Source organism: Bacillus bingmayongensis (genome assembly GCF_000299035.1).
Taxonomy (GTDB): Bacteria; Bacillota; Bacilli; order Bacillales; family Bacillaceae_G; genus Bacillus_A; species Bacillus_A bingmayongensis.
Map to the genome: position 1 here is coordinate 305,780 of NZ_JH921518.1, position 15,560 is coordinate 321,339.

13 protein-coding genes and 3 other annotated features are annotated in these 15,560 nt (G+C 35.9%); of the genes, 5 read left to right on the top strand and 8 right to left on the bottom strand.

Going from position 1 to position 15,560, the window contains the following annotated elements; all coding sequences use genetic code 11:
* Nucleotides 1–2: 2 nt before the first annotated feature.
* On the bottom strand, nt 3–902 hold the full coding sequence (ilvE, locus tag Y7E_RS0116090; RefSeq protein ID WP_017152298.1) for a branched-chain-amino-acid transaminase: 900 nt from the start codon (nt 900–902) through the stop codon (nt 3–5).
* 151 nt (nt 903–1,053) lie between these two features.
* Nucleotides 1,054–1,297, bottom strand: a binding site (T-box leader).
* 67 nt (nt 1,298–1,364) lie between these two features.
* Nucleotides 1,365–1,610: a binding site (T-box leader), on the bottom strand.
* 246 nt (nt 1,611–1,856) lie between these two features.
* On the opposite strand from ilvE, the gene Y7E_RS0116095 reads away from it, so the two are divergent.
* Nucleotides 1,857–2,615 (top strand): SDR family oxidoreductase, encoded by a 759-nt coding sequence (locus Y7E_RS0116095; RefSeq protein WP_017152299.1) that lies wholly within the window; start codon nt 1,857–1,859, stop codon nt 2,613–2,615.
* A gap of 91 nt (nt 2,616–2,706) precedes the next feature.
* Nucleotides 2,707–3,243: a peptide-methionine (S)-S-oxide reductase MsrA gene (gene msrA, locus Y7E_RS0116100; RefSeq protein WP_017152300.1), complete on the top strand. Its 537-nt coding sequence runs from the start codon at nt 2,707–2,709 to the stop codon at nt 3,241–3,243.
* 74 nt (nt 3,244–3,317) lie between these two features.
* On the opposite strand, the gene speB is transcribed toward msrA, so the two are convergent.
* From speB to Y7E_RS0116115, 3 genes are all read right to left on the bottom strand, one after another.
* Entirely contained in the window at nt 3,318–4,262 is a 945-nt protein-coding gene (gene speB, locus Y7E_RS0116105; protein WP_017152301.1) for an agmatinase, read from the bottom strand.
* Between the two features lie 229 nt (nt 4,263–4,491).
* Nucleotides 4,492–5,130, bottom strand: a complete 639-nt coding sequence (locus Y7E_RS0116110; RefSeq protein ID WP_017152302.1) for a FusB/FusC family EF-G-binding protein — start codon at nt 5,128–5,130, stop codon at nt 4,492–4,494.
* Between the two features lie 144 nt (nt 5,131–5,274).
* Nucleotides 5,275–5,538, bottom strand: a complete 264-nt coding sequence (locus tag Y7E_RS0116115) for a CD3324 family protein (RefSeq protein WP_017152303.1) — start codon at nt 5,536–5,538, stop codon at nt 5,275–5,277.
* 331 nt (nt 5,539–5,869) lie between these two features.
* Between Y7E_RS0116115 and Y7E_RS0116125 the strand changes: the two genes are divergently transcribed.
* Nucleotides 5,870–6,568 carry a polysaccharide deacetylase family protein gene (locus Y7E_RS0116125; RefSeq protein WP_017152304.1) on the top strand — a complete coding sequence of 233 codons (699 nt, stop codon included), beginning with the start codon at nt 5,870–5,872 and terminating at the stop codon, nt 6,566–6,568.
* A gap of 212 nt (nt 6,569–6,780) precedes the next feature.
* Here Y7E_RS0116125 and Y7E_RS0116130 read toward each other — a convergent pair whose 3' ends face one another.
* Nucleotides 6,781–8,118 (bottom strand): sodium-dependent transporter, encoded by a 1,338-nt coding sequence (locus Y7E_RS0116130; RefSeq protein WP_017152305.1) that lies wholly within the window; start codon nt 8,116–8,118, stop codon nt 6,781–6,783.
* 303 nt (nt 8,119–8,421) lie between these two features.
* Nucleotides 8,422–8,645, bottom strand: a binding site (T-box leader).
* Between the two features lie 230 nt (nt 8,646–8,875).
* Here Y7E_RS0116130 and Y7E_RS0116135 point away from each other — a divergent pair.
* Nucleotides 8,876–10,510, top strand: coding sequence for a putative polysaccharide biosynthesis protein (locus tag Y7E_RS0116135; protein WP_017152306.1), 1,635 nt, complete (start codon nt 8,876–8,878; stop codon nt 10,508–10,510).
* 43 nt (nt 10,511–10,553) lie between these two features.
* Here the strand turns inward: Y7E_RS0116135 and Y7E_RS0116140 are convergent, their stop codons facing one another.
* The 3 genes from Y7E_RS0116140 to Y7E_RS0116150 all read right to left on the bottom strand — a co-directional run bounded on the left by Y7E_RS0116140 (nt 10,554) and on the right by Y7E_RS0116150 (nt 13,622).
* The gene (locus Y7E_RS0116140; RefSeq protein ID WP_017152307.1) at nt 10,554–11,378 is read right to left on the bottom strand and encodes a DUF4037 domain-containing protein; all 825 of its coding nucleotides are present in this window, start codon (nt 11,376–11,378) and stop codon (nt 10,554–10,556) included.
* A 102-nt stretch (nt 11,379–11,480) separates the two neighbouring features.
* The gene (gene cysK / locus Y7E_RS0116145; RefSeq protein WP_017152308.1) at nt 11,481–12,398 is read right to left on the bottom strand and encodes a cysteine synthase A; all 918 of its coding nucleotides are present in this window, start codon (nt 12,396–12,398) and stop codon (nt 11,481–11,483) included.
* A 15-nt stretch (nt 12,399–12,413) separates the two neighbouring features.
* Nucleotides 12,414–13,622 (bottom strand): MFS transporter, encoded by a 1,209-nt coding sequence (locus tag Y7E_RS0116150; protein WP_017152309.1) that lies wholly within the window; start codon nt 13,620–13,622, stop codon nt 12,414–12,416.
* Nucleotides 13,623–13,870: 248 nt separating this feature from the next.
* Here Y7E_RS0116150 and Y7E_RS0116155 point away from each other — a divergent pair, with 248 nt between their 5' ends.
* Complete coding sequence (locus Y7E_RS0116155; protein ID WP_017152310.1) at nt 13,871–15,511, top strand: peptide ABC transporter substrate-binding protein; 1,641 nt, start codon at nt 13,871–13,873, stop codon at nt 15,509–15,511.
* The last annotated feature ends 49 nt before the right edge of the window (nt 15,512–15,560 follow it).

Here is a 15,560-nt window from a genome sequence, read left to right on the forward strand (position 1 = left end):
TGTTAAGCTAAGCTTTCTGCAAGTCCCGGAACGCGCACTCCTCGCTCTCTCGTTAACTTTTTAAATTCTTCCGTTAACTGTTTTGTTACTTCTCCTGGTTTTCCATTTCCGATTTCTCTTGAATCCACTTTTACAACTGGAATTAATTCCGCTGCAGTTCCTGTTAAAAATACTTCATCTGCTACATATACATCGTGACGAGTAAATGGTCTTTCTTCACAAGGAATATTTAGCCGTTCACAAAGTTCAATGACACTATTTCTTGTAATTCCTTCAAGAGCCCCTAAATATGCAGGTGGCGTTACTACTTTTCCATCTTTCACAACGAACACATTATCTCCCGATCCTTCGCAAACATATCCTTGTTGATTTAACATAAGCGCTTCTAGTACACCTGCTTGTGCTGCTTCAATCTTTACTAATACGTTATTTAAATAATTCATCGACTTAATACGTGGATCAAGTGCATCTGGCATATTTCGGCGAGATGCAACAGATACAACGCTAAGACCGTTATCATAAAATTCTTGCGGGAACAACTTTAATTGTTCAGCAATGATGATGACACTTGGTTTCGTACAGCTTCTTGGATCCAGTCCTAAATCCCCTTTTCCTCTTGAAACAATTAATCTAATATATGCATCTGCATATTCATTTTTCTGTAGTGTCTGTAAAACCGCTTGCTCCATCTCTTCGATTGTCATCGGGATCGTTAGTAAAATCGATTTCGCAGATTCATATAAACGCTTTAAATGCTCTTTTAAGCAAAATACATTTCCGCCGTAGCTACGAATCCCCTCAAATACGCCGTCTCCATATAAAAAACCATGATCGTAAACAGATACAACAGCCTTTTCTTTTTCTACTAATTCCCCATTCATATAGATATACTGGTTTCCCATCCTACATCGCTCCTCTTTTTTATCTCTTTATGTGCAACCCATATTTTTATCGATTGCTGAGAAGAATATATTTATCTAAATCTTCTGTAAATTAATTATAAAAATATCCTCGTCTCAGCAATCGATTTTCTACAAACGTGTAGCAATCCATTGCTGAGACGAGGGAATCGTGGTACCACTCAGCTTCCTTATACTTCTCGCGAAATACAAGCTCTGTAAGTCCTATTAGACTTTTGTTCTTTTATCGTGAACAACTCCGCTGCTCTCTACTCAGTTTTTTCGAAGGCAGTGCTCTGAGGTGATCTTCAATCGATACAATTGTTACCACCCTCTCAGCCAAGGGGCAGCTCTCTGAAACAATTTATATCGTTTACTCTCCTCTTCTTTGCATTCTTCTATTCTCTTTTCTAAAGTAAAAACTCTCGCCTCAGCAATCAATCACTACATCATAGTAGCTTTGATTGCCGAGGCGAGAGTTTCGCGTTACCACTCAGCTTCCTTATACTTCTCACGAAATATAAGCTCTATAGGTCCTGTCAGACCCTCGTCCATTTATCGGAGACGATACCGCCGCTCTCTACTCAGTTTCCCTTTCGCAAGCGATGCTCCGAGGTGATCTTCAATGATTCGATCGTTGCCACCCTCACAGCCACGGGGTAGCTCTCTGAAACTTTCATAATCATCTACTTTCCTCTTCTTTGCACATACCATATATAAAAGTTAGAAAATTCTTAATTAACTTTAAGTTGTTACACGTATTATAGGACTTTGCTCTTTTCATTGTCAACATATTTTTTGAAAATTTATTTTTAATTTTATAATTAAAATATTTTTATCAAAATAAAAAGGGAATGAATCTCAATCGAATACTCATATATTACTTAAGGCTCGTCTATTCACATAAGAAAAGACAGCTTCATACATATGTAAATTTACTAAGGAGATGATGCGAATATGTTAAAAGGAAAAGTTGCATTAGTTACTGGAGCAAGCCGTGGAATTGGACGTGCTATTGCGAAACGTTTAGCAAACGATGGCGCATTAGTCGCTGTTCATTATGGAAATCGTAAAAGTGATGCAGAAGAAACAGTGCAGGAAATTCAAGCGGATGGCGGTTCAGCTTTTTCTATTAGAGCTAATCTTGAATCATTACACGGTGTAGAATCCCTTTACAAATCTTTAGATTCTGAATTACAAAATCGCACTAGTGAGGCTCATTTTGATATTTTAATAAACAACGCCGGAATTGGTCCTGGAGCTTTCATCGAAGAAACAACTGAAGATTTTTTTGATAGAATCATTTCCGTAAATGCCAAAGCACCTTTCTTCTTAATACAGCAGGCATTACCTCGATTACGTGATGAAGGCCGTATCATTAACATTTCATCGGCTGCAACACGAATTTCTTTACCGGATTTCGTTGCCTACAGCATGACGAAAGGTGCAATCAATACAATGACTTTCACGCTAGCAAAACAGCTTGGAGCACGAGGGATTACAGTAAACGCAATCCTTCCAGGTTTTATTAAAACCGACATGAATGCTGAACTTTTAAGTGATCCTATGATGAAACGATATGCAACTGAAATCTCTGCTTTCGGCCGTTTAGGAGAAGTAGAAGATATTGCAGATACTGCTGCATTTCTCGCTTCCTCTGACAGTCGCTGGGTTACTGGTCAATTAATTGATGTGAGCGGTGGTTCTTGCTTATAAAAAAACATATAGTTTTAAATCTTTTTTATTGCGCAATATAATAATTTATATAATACTAGATAAAACATATCTATTTAGGAGGATTACAGCAATGACAGAAAAAACATACGAACTCGCAACCTTTGCAGGCGGCTGCTTTTGGTGCATGGTAAAACCATTTGATGAACTTCCAGGCATTCAAAAAGTTGTTTCAGGCTATGCCGGTGGCCACATCCCAAACCCAACATACGAACAAGTAAAATCTGGAACATCCGGACATTTAGAAGTTGTTCAAATTACATTCGATCCTTCTATTTTCCCTTATCAAAAATTACTAGATTTATATTGGCCACAAATTGATCCGACTGATGATGGTGGACAATTTTTTGACCGCGGTCCATCTTATCGCACAGCTATTTTTTACCACAATGAAAGTCAAAAAGAGCTAGCTGAAAAGTCAAAGCAAACACTAGCAGAAAGCGGTATGTTTAAAGCTCCAATCGTAACAGAAATTCGTCCGGCGGCTCCTTTCTATGAAGCAGAAGAATATCATCAACATTTTTATAAAAAGAATCCTGAGAAATATGCTCAAGAACGTAAAGAGTCTGGTCGTGAAGATTTTATTAAGGTAAATTGGCAAAAGAAATAATGAATGAACATCTTTAAAGCCGATGAAAAACTATTTCATCGGCTTTTTTATATTTTAGTATAATAATCATCATCTTACTTATTCATTTCATTTTTCAACTGCAAAGCAATCAAACTAGCAAAATCATGCACTAGTGTCGCAGCTAATAAAGAAGTAATTTGAGCTTGGTCATATGGTGGTAACACTTCCACTAAATCGAATCCAATATAATTAAATCCACTTAATGAACGCACCATATTTAGCGTCTCTCGACTGTTAAAACCTCCTACTTCTAACGTACCTGTACCCGGTGCACAAGATGGGTCTACAAAATCAATATCAAACGTCAAGAAACATGGCGTATCCCCAATTGTTGCTCGCATTTGCTGAAGAACACTTTCAAAACCACGATCACATAATTCGGCTGTCGTAATGACGTTATATCCCAAATCATTACTAGCTTCTATATCCCCAGGGTGATTCAATGTTCCTCGAATTCCAATTTGGAATACTTTGTCTGGTTGTAGCAATCCCTCCTCATGCGCACGTATAAATGGTGAACCATGCCAATATTTTTCCTCATAATATGTATCCCATGTATCTGTGTGCGAATCGAAATGAATCATCGCTACAGGTCCATGAACTTTCGCTGCTGCACGAAGACTTGCTAATGTAACAGAATGATCTCCTCCAAGACCTATTGGAATGATTCCTTGCTTCATTAATCCAAAAACAGCTTCTTCAATTAAATCATAGCTACGGTGAATATTGTGTGGGATAACAGAAACATCCCCAATATCAATCGCATTTGTGTCATCAAACGGGTATACATGATGAATTGGATGATATGGAAACAGCGTCATAGATGCTTGACGAATAGCTTGCGGAGCAAAACGCGCACCAACGCGAAAAGAAGCAGCAGTATCAAAAGGCATTCCTAAAATAGCAACCTTTGCTTGCTCATTACTTGATGATAATCTCATAAATGTACCTGTCGTACAAAACTCTGGTTTTACATCTGGCGTTAGTGGATATTTCATTCCTTATTTCCCCTTTATAAACATGATTTTTACATCCAAAAAAACTTCTCTTAAATAATTTTTTCTTTTATTACAATGCAAAAACCGTGCCATACCAAAAAGCGATTCATTTCTCTCTTTATTCCCTTTTTCACTTATGCAAAATCGAATAAATCATGCGATAACGCATAAAAAAGGACGAAAAACATTCGTCCTTTTTGTTTTCTATATTTATCACTACAACTATAAGTTATTTTCTCAATCGCTCAATAAAATCATCTAACTTATCAAGCGATTTCATATTCTGATTACACGCTATACTATCTTGACAAATATAATTTCCTTTTTTAACAAAAGTACCTGGTACATTCCCTTTTATTTCAACTAGAAACATACCTACTTCTTCATGCCCATGGCACAATGCACAAATGCCTTTTTTATTTATACTTTGGAACGTTCCTTGCAAGCCAACAAACTTATTTTTATTTCTTGCTATAATAAACTTTCTGCCCGTTCCTTTATCAATCCAACCTAGATACGACATTTCTTTCATATTTATTTCTTCCATTTCAGGAAGCTTCAATTTTTTAGCCTTAGGAAATAATTTTTTTAACATTTGCTGCGTAACTTCCTGAAACGGAATGACATACGGATTTAACTTGAATAAAAATGCTTCCGCATCCTCTCTATTTTCAACCGTCAAAATCGTATCAATTAATTCTTTTTGTTCAACAGTAAGATTTTCAAAAACATGTAACACTTTTTCTATCGCAAGAGACTTTAGAGCAGCAATAACACCTCTATCATTTGCTGTTGCATGCCCATTCGCTAGAATATGAGCTTGTGATTTTATAAAATTATATTGATCACTTCTAATAAACGCTTCCATTGTTATCACTCCATACAAATTGTTAATCTCTTATTATTTTATACAATGATTTCAATTTATAAAATGCAGAAAATAATTTAGAAACAAAGTTTACATAAAAAGCACTGATTATTTCATATGAAATAATCAGTGCTTACGTCATTTTTATTTAGAATACACTATTTTTTTAATTGTTTCACTCGAAAGAAAATATTCTTCAGCTAATTGATGAATAGATACTCCACTTTTAAATGCATATTTAATCGCTCGATTCCGCTCATCAAGTTGCTTTCTTCCTCCAGATCGTGTACCCCATTTATAATGTGTATTTTCCTGTTTTGGAATATAGATTGTTTCACCTTGCACATACTTTTGAATTTCTATAATTAAATTTTCCGGTAAAACAGCAGCTGCTTTTACGTATTTCATTTCTGCTCGCCCCTTATTTTTTATGGTTCATTTCAATAAGGTGCAAAGCCAAATATAAAAGAAATGATACGAGCTCATTTTGGCGATTGTATATTACTTGTCTACCTCACGCAAAGTATCGCCATTTTCATACTTGGCTTTGCATGAGACGCTGCAGTGTCTGGCAATTGTATTGTAATCGCCATATCAACACCTCCTAATATACCTTTTGATTCTTATTATATGACAACTTTTTCTTTCTTGCATCCTAATGATCTTTAAACAAGCAGCAATTTATTCTTTTTGATATAATACATACGAATGAAAATGAAAAATATTGTGAGGTCGCTTTATGAAAAAAAGAATCATTACATCATTAATTATACTAATCACTCTTCTTATCTTACTATTCGGAGCCTATAAACTCATGAATTCACGATCGTATCAATTATTTGGTGAATTAACAAATCGAGTAGAAACAAATCAGAAAGTCGTTGCTCTGACTTTTGATGATGGGCCTACAAAAAATGTAGAACAAATATTACCACTCTTAGATAAATATAATGCTAAAGCTACTTTTTTTGTAATTGGAAATGAATTAGAGAAAAACTTACAATTAGGACAAACTATCGTGCAGTCCGGACATCAACTTGGAAATCATACGTACTCTCATAACCGAATGGTTCTCAAAACACCTTCTTTTATTAAAGATGAAATTGAAAAGACCAATACACTCATTCGTAAAACAGGTTATACAGATCAAATTGATTTTCGGCCACCAAATGGGAAAAAATTAATTGGTCTACCCTATTATTTAAACAAGCAGCACATCGAAACAATTACATGGGATATTGAACCTGATACTTATTATGTTTCTACTTCTGATAAAGTAGACTATGTAAACAACAATGTAAAACCAGGTTCTATCATTTTGTTACATTCTATGTATGATGATTCAGGTAATGCCTTACAAACTATTGAAGATATTTTAGATTCTTTATCTAAAAAAGGATATCAATTTGTTACAGTAAATGAATTGCAGAAAAGATAATTTAAAATTATCCATTCAATAAAAAGGCCCTAACATATGTTAGAGCCTTTTCTATTTCTTTTTATCCCGCATTAACGGGCAGTAAGCCCCCACCTCAAAATTTAGCGAAAGCAAAGAAGTTAGGTGGAGAATCAACTGCCCGTAAAAGCCCGATTGGTGCGGGCTGATAATCAGTGGGGATGAAGAAAATCCCCACTGATTAAAGTTTCACTTTATATAATTCCAATCACATCTAAAAATACGATAATAATGGCGATTGGTGCTACATAGCGCAGTAAAAACAACCACAATACAAATAGTTTATATCCTTTGTTTTTACTTACTCCCAGTTCTTTCATTAATACATCCTTCTTCATTTTTAACGGCACGAAGATTGCAACTAATAATACGCCAAGCGGCATCAGAACGTTACTTACTGCAAAGTCTGCTAAATCAAAAATGGTTTTTCCAAACAGTTTCATATCACTTAACACACCATATGATAGTGCCGATGGAATCCCAACAACAAAAATTAATAATCCAACAATCAATGCCATTTCTTCGCGTTTCCCTTTACCTTTTGTTGTTAAAGAAGCAACGCTAATTTCTAACATAGAAATTGCTGATGTTATAGTCGCAAAGAAGAATAGTAATAAGAAAACAATGAAGAATAGTTTTCCGAATGCCATTTTACTAAAAATAGCTGGCAATACGATAAATAGTAATCCTGGTCCTTGAGACGGCTGCATTCCAAATGCAAATACAACCGGGAAAATTGCAAGTCCAGCAAGCAATGTAATAATAAGTGTCAAACCAACAATTGAAAATGCTGAACGCGGTAAACTTTCTTCTTTCGGTAAATATGAACTGTAAGTTACCATTACTGCTACCCCGACAGATAATGAGAAGAATGATTGTCCCATCGCATATAAAACAATTTCAGACGTTACATGCGAGAAATCCGGTTGTAAGAAAAAGCGAACACCTTCCCCTGCTCCATCTAATGTAAGGGCACGAACAATTAACACAAAGAATAAAACGAATAGTGCTGGCATAAAATATTTATTTACTTTTTCAACACCGTTTTGCACGCCTTTACTTACGATAAAAATAGTAATAAGAATAAATAATAGCTGTGATCCAACTGCTAAATATGGATTAGAAATGATTTCACCAAATGTTGCTTCATATGCACCATTCCCTTCCCATAATCTACCTGTAATTGCATTCCATAAATATAATAAAATCCAACCTCCTACAACGCTGTAGAAAGAAAGTAATATGAAACATGTTACAATTCCTAACTTACCAACCCACGGCCATAATGTATTAGGAGCAATTTCTCTATACGCATCAACAGCCTCTTTTTGTGTACTTCTTCCAATTACAAATTCCGCTAATAATAAAGGTAAACCAATCAGTAAAGTAAAACCGATGAAAATAAGAAAGAACGCACCGCCTCCTCCAATACCGGCCATATATGGGAACTTCCAAATTGCGCCAAGGCCAATTGCTGAACCTGCTGCAGCTAAAATGAAACCTAATTTCGATGTCCATTGCTGTGAATTCATCTTTTTATCTCCTCTCTTCTTCTATTTTTTCCTTTTATTACATTTCATTCTTAATCGTATTGTTCTAGCCTCTTCCCTTTCTAATACAACCACTTCCTTTCAAAAATAAAAAATCGCCCCTACAAAACGTAGGGACGATGAAAATATCGCGGTACCACCCTAGTTGTGAAGAATGCTAAGAAACCACCGAAATAAAAAACGTCCCTACGTAAAACGTAGGGACGATAAAATATCGCGGTACCACCCTAGTTATGAAGATACAACAAGAATAACCCTAAAATAAAAAACGCCCCTACGTAAAAACGTAGGGACGATATATATCGCGGTACCACCCTAGTTGTGAAAAAATTCTTCACCACTTTATTTGATAACGGTATACACTACCGTCTTTCATTTCCTCACAATGTGAGATTTATGAAAGATGCTCCAGGACGAACTTCATGAATAATCTATATACTGATTCACACCAACCATCAGCTCTCTGACATAGGGAGATTTTCACTACTTTACCCTTTCATTGCTCAACTATATGTTTTCCGAATTGATTACTATCATTTTTATCACACATTAAAAATAGTGTCAACTAGTTTTTTGAATATTTATGTATCACAATCTTATTTTTTCACTATAAAAATTCAAAATATGACTTTTCTATGAATACTATTGCACCACTTACGTTTTATACTTTATTAAATACACTGACAGGTTTATAGTAATATAGGATGATTGTAACAGAGTACGAGTAGGAGGAAAGGTTTTGTCTACTTCAAAAGTTTTAAAAGGGACTGCTTTACTAAGCGGTGCCACAATGATTTCGCGTATTTTAGGTTTTATATACTTCTTCCCTTTTCAACTATTAGTTGGTGAACAAGGGGTTGCATTATATGCATATGCATATTCTTGGTATGGTATCTTACTTAGTTTTTCAACAGCTGGTATTCCAATTGCTGTATCGAAATTTGTTGCTAAGTACAATGCACTGGGTGACTATAATACAAGTAAAAAACTATATAATTCTAGTGTAAAAATCATGATGCTTATGGGGTTCGCCGGATTTTTAATCTTATTTATCGGAGCTCCTTATGTATCTCAGTTTATTATTCGCTCAAAAACACCAGATCCGGGGTTTATCGCTGATGTAACACTTACAATGCGAGCATTAAGTTTTGCACTCATTATCGTCCCAGCGATGAGTGTAACACGTGGATATTTCCAAGGATTTCAACATATGAAACCAAGTGCTGTTTCTCAAGTTGTAGAACAAATTGCACGTGTCGTTTTCATTTTAGTTGGTAGTTTTATCGTTTCAAAATTACTAGGTGGTTCCGTTGCTTCTTCCGTTGCAGTTGCTACATTTGGAGCTGTTATCGGAGCAATTGCTAGTATCTCCATTTTAATCATGTATTGGAAAAAATATAATCATTTAAAGCCACCTACAGGCGAACTAAAAACAAGGGCTTCAAACGTTTCATTAAAAAACATTTACATGGAGCTACTTCGTTACGCAATCCCAATTGTTTTCGTAGGGATCGCCATTCCACTTTATACTTTAGTGGATCAATATACAGTTGCTGATGCACTAAGAGCAATTGGAACACCGCTTGAAACAGCAAACGCGATTTTTGCTTATATAACGAACTATGCTCAAAAATTAATCATGATTCCCGCTTCACTCGCGACTGGATTTTCACTTACGATTATTCCAGCAATAACAAAATCATTTACAAGCGGAAAGCTAGAGGAATTACAAGAACAAATCACAAAGATTTTCCAAGTGTTATTATTCTTTACAATCCCTGCTGCATTCGGACTCGCTAGCATCGCATACGATGCATTCCGTATGGTTTATATGAGTCCAGATACTGCACTGGGCGGATCACAATATTTAATTTCTTATGCACCATCAGCTGTATTAAGTGCGATTTTCACTGTTTCTGCAGCCATTTTACAAGGGATTGATTATCAGCGAAAAACAATGATTGCCTTCTCCGTTGGTATTCTTGTAAAAGTTGTAGTGAATACGCCACTTCTATACTTATTAGGTGGACATGGAGCGGTGCTTGGAACAATTCTTGGATATCTCGTTTCTGATATCATTATGCTATATTGCATCGTCAAGTTTGCAAAATTTGATATTGCAGAAACAGCTAAAACAGTATTTCTTATTACAATTTACTCTGCAGCAATGTCCGCTGTCGTAATGGGATTAAAAGCGATTATCGGATGGCTCATCCCTGGACAACCTTATATTGAATCACTATTAATCGTTATCATTTGCGGCGCGGTTGGAGGACTTGTCTATCTTTTATTCGTATTAACAAGTGGCCTTGCTTCGCACATTCTCGGTGATCGTATTCAACGATTACCTGTACTAGGAAAGTTCATAAAATAAAAATAAGAGATGTAACTTTACGAATAGTTACATCTCTTATTTTTTACTTTGCATACTTAATACGCTTTTGTTGTTCGGCAATATTGCATTCAGGAGCATATGTACGAACTAATTCCAATACTTCTTGGACTAATATCTCCAATTCTCGCACGCTACGCTCTGGATTCCCAATCAATATATTCGTCATCCGCTCATATAAATTTGTAGGTTTCATATTCATTCTTTCAGTATTGTAAGACATCCACTTAAAAGATGGATGATGCACATATATTTTATTTAAACCGAATAAAACGCCAAATAAATCTCTTTGGACCTCACAAATGACATCATAAAGCATAAGCCAATCGTTTCGTTTCAAAAGTGCCTCGCGATTATGCCATCGGTTACTTAACCAAAGGTTTTCTGAAATCATTCGGTTCGTTAGTTTTTCCGGATATATCGCAACTCTATCTTTTAGCTCATTCACTTTCATTTTTCCATACAAACTAACACCATCAGCAACGGATGATGTAATACATTGTTTCTCATAATTTATATCATATTGATCTACAACATCTGAAATAAACCTTTCTACTGTCTCTGTTAAAAAGCTACTGATTTCTAGTTTAATTCCTTCTTTCGTCAAATACGTTTCCGACCATTCTTCCTCTTCATACGGATGATAAGATAATATAGTTCCATCAATACTATGAATCGGATATTGACGATCTTCATCCTCTGGTGGAACTGACCAGAGAATATATAACTCAATGTCCGAATGTTCGTCCTCTAATTTTCTTGCTACAGACCCTGCTAAAATAATAGCTTCTACTTTAGAATTTTGCTTATAAATCTCTGCCATTTCTATTGCTTTCTCTATTAACTGCATTCTTTTTCTCCTTTCACCTCATTTTATTATTTCTATATCAAACTTCCATTTTCCTTTTCTTACAAAAAAGAGTATGCACGACGCATACTCTCTCAATATATATTATTCAAACAAGCCCATACTCAAATATCGTTCACCTGTATCAGGTGCAATACATAATACTTTCTTACCCGCACCTAATTGATTCGCTATCATGATTGCGGCATAGACTGACGCACCTGAAGAAGGTCCTACTAATATCCCCTCTTGCTTTGCTAGATTCCTCATTGTACTAAGCGCTTCTTCATCCGCAATTTGAATGATTTCATTATATATTTCCGTATTTAAGTTTTTCGGAATAAACCCTGGGCTTGTTCCAACTAGTTTATGAGGCCCCGGCACACCACCAGATAACACAGGAGAGCCTTTCGGTTCAACTACTGCAATATATAAATTTGGTAGTTTCTCTTTCAATGTTTCCCCTGTGCCAGTAATGGTTCCACCAGTTCCAGCAGTCGCTACAAATGCATCTAACTCTCCATCCATTTGTTCATAAATTTCAAGAGCTGTTGTATAGCGATGAATATTCGGGTTTGCTGGATTTTCAAATTGCTGCGGAATAAAACTGTTTGGTATTTGTTTTTGTAATTCTACCGCCCTCGCAATTGCTCCTGGCATTCTTTGTTCTGCCGCCGTCAAAACAACTTCTGCTCCATATGCCTTAAGCAAATTAATCCGTTCTTTTGACATATTATCCGGCATAATTAAAATGGCTTTATACCCTTTCGCAGCTGCATTCATTGCTAAGCCAATTCCTGTATTCCCACTCGTTGGTTCAATAATCGTATCACCTGGCTTAATGAGCCCTTGCTCTTCCGCCATATGAATTAAATTATACGCAGCGCGGTCTTTCACACTCCGAGACGGATTAAACATTTCTAATTTCACATATACATCAGCTGCATCTTCTGGAACAAATCGTGATAATCGTACGACTGGTGTATCTCCAATTAATTCTGTAACATTGTGACATCGTTTCATAGCGCGTCTCCTATTCTATTGTAATTTTCGATCGCTTGGCAGTAACCATGACGTTAGCCCAATTAATGGTAAACAACTACATAATACCATAATAAATTGCAAACTATACACGTCTGCTAATTTACCAAGAACAACGGCTCCTAATGCTCCAAGGCCAAATGCAAGACCCACAATTAATCCTGACACCATTCCAACTTTTCCCGGAACAAGTTCCTGTGCATACACAACAATAACACTAAAGCTACTAGAGCTAATAAAACCGATACATAAAAATAACGGTACAACCCACACTAGAGAAACATGTGGTAATAAAAGTGCAAGCGGTGCAGAACCTAGCATTGAAAATACAATAATAGTTTTCTTACCAAATCGATCTGCTAATGGTCCACCAAAGAATGTACCCAGTACCCCAGCAATCATAAATGCAAATACGAAGTACTGTGCATTTTTAATAGATAAACCGTAATGCTCGATTAAATAAAACTGATAGAAGTTCCCAATGCCAGCTCCATACCAAGAACGAACAAAGGTTAAGAAAACAAGAAGAACAATTACAAATTTAATATGCGAACTAACAATTGCATTCTCAGCCTCAAGTGCAGCTCGCTTCTTTCTTCGCACTGCACCATTTACTAACTCATTTTTGTACCAGTTTGAAACAAAAATTAATAATACAATACCTACCGCCGCAAAAGCTGTGAATCCCAGTGATCCAATTTGCCCAAGCGGAACAAAAATTAACGCTGTAAAAATCGGTGCAAGAGAATTCCCTGTATTCCCTCCTACTTGATAAATGGATTGCGCTAGCCCACGTTTTGCACCAGCTGCCATATAAGCAACACGTGCTCCTTCAGGATGAAAAACAGCTGATCCTAATCCAATAAATAAAACAGAAATAATAACGATAATAAAGTTTGGTGCAAACGCGAGTCCAATCATCCCAAGCATACTTGAAAACATACCGAGTGGTAATAAAAATGGCGATGGCTTCTTATCTGAATACATCCCAAACACCGGCTGCATAATCGATGACGTCATATTTAACGCAAATGCGATCCATCCTACCTGCATATAGGATAAATTCATCGATTTTTCCAAAATAGGAAACAGCGCCGGTACAACAGCCTGCATCGAGTCATTTAAAAAATGACCGAAACTAATCGCAAATAAAATACGATAAATCGTAGGTGAGGCTACTGTATTTTCCTTTGAAACTGCCTGCATATTTCACTCTCCCCTTTCCTAAAAACAGAAGATATAACTAATTAACATTACACTTATTGTAATAATTTCTGATTTTTAAATATTTTCTATTCTATAATGGTTTTATCTCTTTTTCCAGCAACACAACTTCGATTTCATATTCGCGCCTCAAACAATTATATTTATATAGGTTTTATAGGAATTAATTGTAGAAATTTTCTTTCTCTTCTTTTATACTGAAATACAGATGAAGGGAAAGGATGGAAACTATGAAGAAAAAGACAAAAGGGATAGTTGCACTCTCACTCACGTTATCAGTATTTTTATCTGCATGTGGACAAAAACAAGAAACGACATCTAGCTCAGAAAAGAAAAAAATAGCTTCAAAGCAAGTCCTAAACATTGTAGAATCCGGGGAAATTTCTACGCTTGACTCATCGATTGCATCTGATGGCTTCTCTTATGCGGCATTAAATAATGTGATGGAAGGACTATACATGCCTGGCCCTGATAACAAACCCGTGCCAGGTGCAGCTGAATCTTATAAATTAAGCGAAGATGGAAAAATATATACATTTAAACTTCACGACTCAAAATGGTCAAATGGGGATCCTGTAACTGCACATGATTTCGAGTATGCATGGAAGCGCGCTGTCAATCCTGAAACTGGCTCTGAATATGCACATATTATGTTCGACATTAAAAACGCTGAAAAAATTAATAAAAAAGAACTACCAATCGATTCATTGGGCGTCAAAGCTCTCGACGATAAGACGCTTGAAGTGCAACTAGAGCACCCTGTACCATACTTTTTAGGTTTAATGGGATTTGCAACATTTTATCCTCAAAATCAAAAAGTAGTCGAAGCACAAAGGAAAAATTATGGACTTGAAGCCGTGAATGCAGTCTATAATGGACCGTTCGTTTTAAGCGAATGGAAGCATGATGTGAGCTATAAGATGAGAAAGAACCCAAATTACTGGGATAATAAAAACGTAAAATTAAATGAAATTAATGTAAATATCGTGAAAGATACTTCAACGGCTGTTAACTTATTTGAAAGTAAACAAGTAGACCGTATCATTATTAATTCAGAGTTCGTAGATAAATATCAAAAAGACCCAAGTTTAAAGAAAAAAGCACGACCTTCTATGACCTTTTTCCGATTCAATCAAAAACATCAATTATTAGCAAATAAAAATGCTCGAAAAGCTATCTCTCTTGCATTTGATAAAAAAGGCGTAGCAAATACGATTTTAAATAACGGCTCTTCTCCAGCAAACGCCCTTATTCCAAAAGGATTTGTAAAAGGGCCTGACAATAAAGATTTTCGCAGTACGAGTAATGTAAACCTTGAAACAAATGTGAAAGAAGCAAAAAAACTATGGGAAGCAGCAAAAAAAGAAACAAATATACAAAATGTTTCTCTTTCTATTTTAACAACTGATGAATCGAATGATAAAAAGATTAGTGAATACCTAAAAGGTGAACTAGAGAAAAACTTACCTGGTTTAAAAATTACACTAAGTCCTCTTCCAGTAAAAACGTTCTTAGACCGGGAAGGAAACGGCGATTTTGAAATTTCACTTTCTACATGGGGTGCTGACTATCCAGATCCAATGACATTTTTAGACATGTTTGTAACAGATGGTTCCTTCAATAGAATGAACTATTCAAACGAACAATACGATGAATTGATTCAAATGGCCGGCTCTTCTTTAGTAAATGACTTACCAGCAAGATGGAAAGCGTTTCAAGATGCTGAAAAGATTTTAGTTGAAGACGATGCCGCAATCGCTCCAATCTTCCAATCAGGACTTGTTTACTTAGAACGTCCAACTGTACAAGATGTTGTTGTTCGTCCATTCGCAGGGATTTATTCTTACAAATGGGCTTACATGACGGAGTAAAAAAGGGAACCGCCCAATACTATGCCATGTACAAAATGTAAACATACAC

Bases quoted from the DNA above. Each gene is read 5' to 3' on its own strand.
- Y7E_RS0116155 (WP_017152310.1), top strand. From the start codon at position 13,871: ATGAAGAAAAAGACAAAAGGGATAGTTGCACTCTCACTCACGTTATCA.
- ilvE (WP_017152298.1), bottom strand. From the start codon at position 902: ATGGGAAACCAGTATATCTATATGAATGGGGAATTAGTAGAAAAAGAA.
- msrA (WP_017152300.1), top strand. From the start codon at position 2,707: ATGACAGAAAAAACATACGAACTCGCAACCTTTGCAGGCGGCTGCTTT.
- speB (WP_017152301.1), bottom strand. From the start codon at position 4,262: ATGAAATATCCACTAACGCCAGATGTAAAACCAGAGTTTTGTACGACA.
- Y7E_RS0116095 (WP_017152299.1), top strand. From the start codon at position 1,857: ATGTTAAAAGGAAAAGTTGCATTAGTTACTGGAGCAAGCCGTGGAATT.
- Y7E_RS0116140 (WP_017152307.1), bottom strand. From the start codon at position 11,378: ATGCAGTTAATAGAGAAAGCAATAGAAATGGCAGAGATTTATAAGCAA.
- Y7E_RS0116115 (WP_017152303.1), bottom strand. From the start codon at position 5,538: ATGAAATACGTAAAAGCAGCTGCTGTTTTACCGGAAAATTTAATTATA.
- cysK (WP_017152308.1), bottom strand. From the start codon at position 12,398: ATGAAACGATGTCACAATGTTACAGAATTAATTGGAGATACACCAGTC.
- Y7E_RS0116125 (WP_017152304.1), top strand. From the start codon at position 5,870: ATGAAAAAAAGAATCATTACATCATTAATTATACTAATCACTCTTCTT.
- Y7E_RS0116130 (WP_017152305.1), bottom strand. From the start codon at position 8,118: ATGAATTCACAGCAATGGACATCGAAATTAGGTTTCATTTTAGCTGCA.
- Y7E_RS0116150 (WP_017152309.1), bottom strand. From the start codon at position 13,622: ATGCAGGCAGTTTCAAAGGAAAATACAGTAGCCTCACCTACGATTTAT.
- Y7E_RS0116110 (WP_017152302.1), bottom strand. From the start codon at position 5,130: ATGGAAGCGTTTATTAGAAGTGATCAATATAATTTTATAAAATCACAA.